The following is a 9,482-nucleotide window of genomic DNA, read 5'->3' on the forward strand; positions in this document are numbered from 1 at the left end:
AAATGGATCATCGATAAAACGTTGATCCGTCAGCGTTATATTATTCAGGTATCCGGCCGCCACGCCATCACCACCTATGTACAACTCGCCGGGAACACCTGCAGGACAGAGTTCCAGGGCCGGGCTTAAAACATAGGCACGGGTATTGGAGAATGGTTTACCTACAGGAATATGACTACCATAAGCGATGCTATCGCTGACTACATGGAGCAATTTACCTATAGTCGTTTCCGTTGGACCGTAGTGATTAACAACCCTGCATCCACTGCCGGCAGCCAGGATATTATCTACCACGGCTGTTTCCAGCGCTTCTCCTCCAAATATCAGTAGTTGCTCCGGCAACAATAATTTATCGGGCGCCGATACTGCTTTCCAGTAAGAAAGTACTACCTTGATACAGTCTATCCGATGAGAGCTAAAGTAATCATGCAGTTTGTCACTATCGTTGATAAAGGCTTTCGGGAACAGGTGCAATTCCCCTCCCGTAGCCAGGCAGCCATATAATACTGTATTGCCCAGATCCGTGGCGATACCGGTCAGCAAAGCAAACGAATGGCAATCCGCAATCGGTATGGCCGCCTGCAAACCTGCCAGGTAATCAGACAGGTTGCGATGAGTGATCATAACGCCTTTGGGCGCACCTGTGCTACCAGAAGTATAAATCACATATAACAACTGCGAAGCAGATGGATAAGGCAGGACAGATCCGGCATCATTCAACAAATCTTCATCCAGTGAAATCACCTGCGCCGCTGTGGATGGCAACAAGCCCCGGCAACTACTACTGCTCACGATCACCGTTGCTGCGGTATCTTTTAAAATATAACTGATCCGTTCTATAGGATAATCCTGCTCAACAGGCACATAAGCACCGCCTGCCTTCAATATCCCCAGAATACCCACTACCATATCGGCAGAACGTTCTATAAACAGCGGTACTAACGTATTAGGCTCTACGCCGTTTTTGCGGAGACAAACCGCCAACCGGGTAGCACGTGCATCCAGTTCCTGGTAACTCATAGACTGCCCCTCAAATACCAGTGCAGTGGCCTGCGGTGTACGGGCTACCACGGCCGCAAACATATCCACGATCGTTTGATCTGCTGCATAAGGCACCGTCTTTTCTGTGAGGGCCGGCAGTAACTGTTTTTCTTCGGAGGTTAAAAGGGGTAAATAATTGATCTGTTCAAGCGGGTTGTTCACCACTCCCTGCAACAGCTGCTCATAATGGCCTGCCATACGGCGGATACGGTCTTCACTGAACAGTTGGCTACGGTAAACAATGCTTATTTCCAGTCCCTCCTCCTGCTCTGTTATAAAAAAGGTGATATCGAATTTTGCAGTATGATGTTCAAAATCCTCTCCGGATAAAATCACCTCTTCCAAATGCAGCGCCGGGGCATCCGGTGTATGCTGCATTACAAACATCACCTGGAACAGTGGACTTCTGCTGGCGTCCCTGTCTTTCACCACTGCTTCCACAATCTTCTCCAAAGGCACTTCCTGATGTGCATAGGCGTCTACAGTTGTGGTTTTCACCTGTTGCAACAGGGACATAAAGGAAGGATTATTGCTCAGATCACTCCGCAATGCAAGCGTATTGACAAAGAAACCTATCAGCCCTTCCAGCTCACGGTGCGAGCGCGCAGCTGTAGAAGTGCCCACACAGATATCGGTTTGATGACTATAACGGTATAACAATACCTTGAATGCCGCCAGCATGGTCATGAATAAAGTAGTGCCCTGCTGCTGCGATAATAACTTTAATCCATCAGCCACTACGCTATCTACCTGGCATCTTATGTTTGCCCCTGCATTACTTTGTATTGATGGACGCACATAATCTGCCGGTAGTTGCAGAGTAGCGACCCCGGAAAGCTTGTCTTTCCAGTAATCCAGTTTTTTACCCAATACAGCACCGGACAGATGTTTCCGTTGCCAGATAGCATAATCAGCATACTGTAACAATAGTGGGGAAAGCGCCGCTGTGCGTGATGCTAAATAAGCACGATACAATTCCACCAGCTCCTGTATAATGATGCCGGAAGACCAGGCATCCGATGCAATATGGTGCAATGTTACCACCAATATATATTCATCTTCCTTCAGCACAATTAAATGCGCCCTCAGCATATGATCTGCGGACAAATCAAAAGGTGCTTCTATCAATGATTGTACAAACTGGTACAAGGCATCCACCTCAATATATGCTTCACCGGGTATTTCATTTAACCGCCATTGCCCGGCTGCCTGTATTTCCTGATAGGGACTGCCATCTTCCAGGTATATACTGGTACGCAGCACCTCATGCCGGTTTACGATCTCCTGTAAAGCATGTGCCAATGCCTGGCGGTTCAGGTTACCTTTTAATCTTAATACAGCGGGTATGTGATACTGTACACTGCCTTCCAGCTGATCGATAAACCACAAACGCTCCTGGCTATACGAAAGCGGGATATGTACGGGCCTTCTTTCAGCAGCCAGCGCCGATACGGGAGGCAGATGCTCTCCTGTGCAGGCAGCTGCCAGTCTTGCCACCGTAGGATACAGGAACAATAATTTAATAGATATTCCTATTTCCTGACCCAGGGCTGCTATTACACGCATTCCCAACAGAGAATGGCCCCCCAGCACAAAGAAATTATCGTGTATGCCTACACGCTGTATACCTAATATTTCCTCCCATACGGTTGCAATTGTCTGCTCCAGCTCATTACGGGGCGCCACATAGTCTACAGACAAAGTATCAGCACTGATAACAGGCAACGCTTTTTTATCAATTTTTCCATTTGATGTAAGGGGTAATGCGTCCAGGTCCACTACTACCGCAGGCACCATATAATCCGGTAATTTATTATGCAATCCGGCGAGTATCCCTTCTCTATCGAAAGCACCTTCCGGCACCACATATGCCACCAGCCGCTTATCCCGGCCTTGCTGATGATCTGTTACTGCTACAACCACTCCCTGTTTCACCAAACCGGTTTCCAGTAATACATTTTCTATTTCGCCGAGTTCAATACGGTAACCACGTATCTTCACCTGTTCATCTTTCCTGCCCAGGTAAACGATATTACCGTCTGGCAGCCATTTACATAAATCCCCTGTTTTGTATAAACTTGCAGGTATAGCACTGAATGGATCCGCTATAAATTTCTCACCAGTGAGATGAGGTAGATTCAGGTATCCCTTTGCTACCTGTATACCACCTAAATACAATTCCCCCGGAATACCTACCGGTAACACATGTCCACTATCATCCAATATGTAAGCCTGTACATTATCCAATGGTTTACCTATCGGTACGGTATCAGTCAGGGTATGATCCTGGCGGCTAAACAAATACCCGGTGGCAGTAACCGTTGTTTCCGTAGGTCCGTAAGCGTTATAAAAGTCAACATATGCCGCCCAGGCACTTGCCAATTGAGGTGTACAGGCTTCTCCACCTGAAACCACCCGCTTTAGCCCTCCATACTTGCCAGGGGCAAGTGTAGCCAGAAATCCGGGGGTTACATCCAGGTGCGTGATACCTTCCTGTTCCAATAGTTGAGTGAACAGTTGTTTATCCAACCGGATTTCATCAGGGATTAACACCAGCGCAGCGCCATTCGTCAGGGCCATATAAATCTGTTCAGCGGCTGCATCAAAACAATAATTATAGAACTGCAACAATTTATCATCCTTTGTTATACCAAACTGTCTGCTGCGGCTGTAAATCATATTTACCACCGCATTATGCGGAATCATTACCCCTTTTGGTTTCCCGGTTGAACCGGAAGTATAGATGATGTATGCCAGCTCCTCCGGAGATATCATCCCGGGGACCTTTGTTTTGTGTTGAGATTGTAATGTTGCCTCCAGCTCATCTATACAGATCACGTACTTTCCACTGTTAACACCGGTTATCAGGTTCTTATGCCCGCTTGTTGTTACTACAACTCCCTGTTCACCACAATCCTGGAGTACATGCCCCACCCTTTCAGCAGGATATTCAGGGTCCACAGGTACATAAGCACTTCCGGCTTTCAGGATGCCCAGTATACCAATAATCATTTCGAAAGAGCGACTGATACATAACGGTACCAGGCTACCGGCAGTGAGGCCCTGACCCCGTAAATAATGTGCCAGCTGGTTGGATCGTTCGTCTAATTCCCGGTAAGTGAGCTGTTGATCACCTAACACCAGTGCAGTAGCATCTGGTGTTTGTGCCGCTGCCTTCTCAAACAAATCGGTAATGAGCAGTGTTTGCGGATAATCATATGCAGTAGCATTAAATGTTTCCAGCACCAGTTTCTTTTCGGCGGCGTCCAGCATCCCAAGCTCATCTATCCGTTGTGCAGGTTTTTCGGTAATAGCCTGCAGCAGCTGTTTAAAGTGAGCCTGCATACGACTTATGGTATCTGCGGTAAACAGATCTACGCAATACTCAATATGCCCTTCCAGACCATCCGGTGTTTCTCTCATCGCAAAAGTCAGGTCAAATTTGGAAGTTGTATGCCCAATGGGAACTTCAGACAAGGTTAGATTGCCCAATGTTAGCCTGGGTGTTTGCGGAATGTTTTGCAACTCAAACATTACCTGGAATAAAGGTGTTCTGCTGATATCCCGCTCTTTTACTACTGTTCCCACTACCTTTTCAAAAGGTATTTCCTGGTGAGCATAGGCTTCCAAAGTATTTTCCTTCACCTGCTTCAGGAAAGTGATAAAAGAAGCTGTCTTATCCAGGGAGTTACGCAAGGTCAGCGTATTAATAAAAAAACCGATCAGGCCTTCTGCTTCTTCCCGTGTACGACCTGCTGATGGCGTACCTACGCAGATATCTTCCTGCCCGCTGTAACGAAATAAAAACACTTTAAACGCAGCCAGCAATGTCATAAACAAAGTAGTATCCTGTTCCAATGATAAACTGCGTAACCGGGTAGTTAATGCCTTATCCACCCGGAAATGAAATATATCCCCACGTGTACTTTGTAACACAGGCCTTGCATAATCTGTTGGCAGTTCCAATGCTGTTATACCATTCAACTTATTTTCCCAGTAGTTCAACTGTTGCTCCAATACGGAGCCCGACAAATATTTACGCTGCCATATAGCATAATCAGCATATTGTATATCCAATACTGGCAATCGGTGAGCACGCATGTCTGTATATGCACTGTACAGCTCCATCAATTCCCGTACAATGATCCCCATGGACCAGCCATCGGATACAATGTGATGCAGCACGATGACCAGTATATGCTCCTGCTTTCCCAGTACGATTAAATGCGCGCGCAGCATATGATCTGCAGATAAATTAAAGGGCAAGCTGATCAAAGTAGTGATGTATTCCTGTAGGGCAGTATCATCTGTTTTAAATCGCGGCTCATTTACTATCTCCCAACACCACTGATCCTTATCCTGGATCTGCTGATAAGCGGTATTATTTTCCTGTGCTATAACCGTACGCAGTACCTCATGACGATTCACTATAGTACGTAAGGCATAGGCCAGCCCCTCGCTGTTCAGGTCACCATTCAATTTTAACGCGGCAGGTATATGATAATGGGTACTACCTTCCAGCTGATCGATGAACCACAAACGTTCCTGGCTATACGAAAGCGGAATACGAGACTCCCTTTCCCCGGTAATCAATGGAGGTTCCGAAGATGCAGTAGTACGACCCTTCAGCAGCTGTGCGAGTTCTGCAATGGTTGGATGATCAAATATTTCCCCTATCTTAATTTCCACCTGCATTGTTTTCTTTATAGCAGACATGAGGCGAACAGCCAGTAGAGAGTGGCCCCCCAGCACAAAGAAGTTGTCATCCACACCTACCTGCGGCAATTCCAGTAAGCGTTCCCAGATATCGGCCAGGAGCTGTTCCTGTTCATTACGTGGAGCTGTGTATCCACCTGCGGGAATAGTTCCCTCGTCCAGCACCAACAATGCCTGTTTATCCACTTTCCCATTGGCGGTTAACGGTAAATGATCAATTTCCACCAGCGTAGCAGGTATCATATAGGCAGGCAGATGCACTTCCAACCAGGAAAGGATACCTGCTCTGTCAAAGGCGCCCTGCGGTATGATGTAAGCCACCAACCGGCTATAACCTTGAGGGGCGTGGTTATCTGCCGCATCGCTTTTTGCCAGCACCACACACTGATCTACCAGTGCACATGATTGTAATACACTTTCTATCTCCCCGGGTTCAATCCGGTAACCCCGCACTTTCACCTGATCATCTTTTCTTCCCAGGTATTCGAGATTACCATCCGGCAACCATCTGCCCAGGTCGCCGGTGCGGTACATCTTCATATCGGGTTCCGGGCTGAACGGATCTACCACAAATTTTTCTGCCGTCAGCTCCGGACGATTCAGATACCCTTTTGCGAGGCCTGCGCCCGCAATACAGATCTCTCCCGCTACTCCCACTGGCGCCAACCCGTTATATCTGTCGGTGATATATAGTCGTACATTATCGATAGGTTTCCCGATAGATATACTTTTTGTACGTGCGTCCCGGTTTCCTTTTGCAAGGAACGAGTACGTACTGCAACCAACTGTTGCTTCAGTAGGGCCGTATTCGTTGATGATCCAAATATCCGGCATCTGTTCCGACAAATACCGGAAATGTGACCATTGCAGCGCTTCACCTCCCAATACCAGTTTATTCGTTAAGTGCACGCCAGGATGATTGCTCATGGCAACTTCCAGCAATGGCATATGTGCTGGTGTTAATTTAATAAAGTCATAAGGGGCGTATTTCCATAGCTGAGGATCTTCAAATATATCTCCTGCACGTTTCTCTCCGATCACAATCGCCTTACCGGCTATCAATGGCATAAACATCGCAGTGAGAGACGCATCGAAGGTATAAGTAAGGTGCACAAAGCTGCCCGATACATTATCATCTCCATTGATATAGTTTGTTTTGCTGTTTAACAGGTAGTTTAACAAACTATCATGTGAGATCATCACCCCTTTAGGTTTACCTGTGCTCCCTGATGTATAGATGATATAGGCCAGGTCTACGGAAGAAGGTGTGTTGTAATTATTATCAACGGGGTACCGAACAATATCCTCCCATTCCTTATCCAGCAATATCACCCCGGGAACCGATGCAGGCAACACCTGTTCGCAGGCGCTGCTGCTTAACACTATTTCTGCATGGATATCTTCCAGTATATACCCGATGCGTTGCGTCGGGAACTCCGGATCTAAAGGCACATAAGCGGCACCGGCTTTCATGATACCCAGGATTCCCACTATCATTTCCAAAGAAGGCATTAAGCAGATAGGCAACAACGCGCCCTTTTTTACACCTTTGCTTTGCAGATAGTGCGCCAGTTGACTGGAGCGCTCATCCAATTCTTTATAAGTGAGTGTTGCTGTACCAAAAACTACAGCAGTGGCAGCGGGGGTATGTGCGGCCCGTTCTGCAAAAGCAGCTATCACCGTGCCTTCCGGCCGGACTATTACGGTATCATTAAAATCATTCAGCAGGCGATGTGTCTCTACCACTTGCAGCATATTTAATGCACCGATTTTTTCACCGGGAGATATGATGGCCGCCCGTAATAATGCTTTAAAATGAGCGATCATGCTGTCTATCGTGTCTGCACGGAACAGATCTGCCGCATACACAAAGCTACCACTCAGCTGTTCTTTGTTTTCTTCAACAGCAACAAGCAGGTCGAACTGCGCCATGGCCTGAGTACCCGGTTCTGATGTAAGTATCACTTCACCTAAACGGAGTGCCGGAACTTCCGGTGCATTCTGTAAAGAGAACAGCACCTGGAACAACGGACTACGGCTTGTATCACGTTCTTTCACAACAGCTTCCACTACCTTTTCAAAAGGTACGTCCTGGTGTTCGTAAGCTCCTAATGTCATTGCTTTTATCTGTTGCAGGAAGCCTGCAAAAGATGGATTATTACCCAGATGGCTACGCAGTGCAAGGGTATTGATAAAGAACCCTATCAGCCCTTCCGATTCTTCCTGCATCCTGCCGGCAACAGGAGTACCCACACAGATATCATCCTGGTCGCTATAGCGGTGTAATAATATTTTTAACACCGCCAGCATGGTCATAAATGGTGTAACACCCTGTTCAAGTGAAAATGCTTTTATACGGGCAGACAATAAAGGATCCAGACTGAATGTACTGGTGGCCGCACGCATATGTGTGGTAGCCGGCCTTATATAATCGGTAGGTAACTGTAACGTACCAACGCCCGTTAATTTACTTTTCCAGTATTCCAGCTTTTTACTTAATAATGCCCCGGTCAGATAAGCTCTTTGCCAGATGGCGTAGTCCGCATACTGTAAGGGCAACGGATCCAGCACAGCGGGATGTGCGCCTGTAAATGCATCATACAGCGTGATCAGCTCCCGCACGATGATACCGGTAGACCATGCATCCGAAGCAATATGATGGAGGACTACCACCAACACATGTTCCTCTTCATTCAATACCATCAGATGCGCCCGTAACTTGTGATCAACCGACAAATCGAATGGGGTTGCAATCAACGACTGAACATGCTCCTTTAAAACAGCAGGCACCTTGTATGCCGGATCTTTTATTATAATTAACTCCCATTGACCGGCATCCAGTATCCGCTGGTAGGCCCTGCCCTCTTCCTCTGCTATAACCGTACGTAATATTTCATGGCGGTTAACCAATTCCTGTAAAGCGGATGCCAACGCTTCCCGGTTTAATTTACCGGTTAGCCGCAGCACCGCAGGCACATGGTATTGTACACTTCCTTCCAGCTGATCGATGAACCACAAACGTTCCTGGCTATACGAAAGTGGGATATGGTATGGCCGTTCCCCACGGGTAATTGCCGGCAATAATACATTACCGGAACGTTGATCCAACTGTACAGATAACCGGGCAATTGTAGGATAGTCAAAGATATCAGCGATCGTTACCTCTACCGATAATTGTTTACGCATGGCCGAGATAAGGCGAATGGCCAGTAGTGAATGGCCGCCCAATGCGAAAAAGTCGTCGTGTAGTCCTACCTGTGGTACTTCCAGCAAAGATGCCCAGATACCGGCTAGTGCGGTTTCCAATGCGGTAGCCGGTGCTTCGTATGTACCGGCAGCCATGTTATCTGCTCCAGGCTCGGGTAAAGCCCGGCGGTCAATCTTGCCGTTGTTCAGCAACGGAAATTGATCAAGCACTACCAGGTGTACCGGCACCATATAATCCGGTAATTGTGCTTTTAAGTACGCTAGTAACGCTGCTTTATCAAAAGCGGATGTAACCGTCAGGTAACCTACCAATGTTTTATCACTGACAGCATCTGTCTTTACGATCACCACTCCTTGTTCTACTGTTTCGAAGGCATTCAGGGTACGTTCTATCTCGCCTAATTCTACCCTATATCCACGGATCTTTACCTGRTCATCTCCACGGCCAATAAACAGGATGTTGCCATCCGTACCATATTTCACAACATCACCGGTACGGTATAACTTTCCATCTCCCT

At 47.2% G+C, this 9,482-nt stretch carries 1 protein-coding gene; it reads right to left on the minus strand.

Annotation, left to right across the window (positions count from 1 at the left end; translation table 11 throughout):
* The coding region (locus AB4Z08_RS35670; protein ID WP_441578554.1) for an amino acid adenylation domain-containing protein at positions 1 to 9,482 on the minus strand (9,482 nt) is incomplete at both ends.

It is taken from the genome of Chitinophaga sp. RAB17 (assembly GCF_052114225.1).
Lineage (GTDB): Bacteria > Bacteroidota > Bacteroidia > Chitinophagales > Chitinophagaceae > Chitinophaga.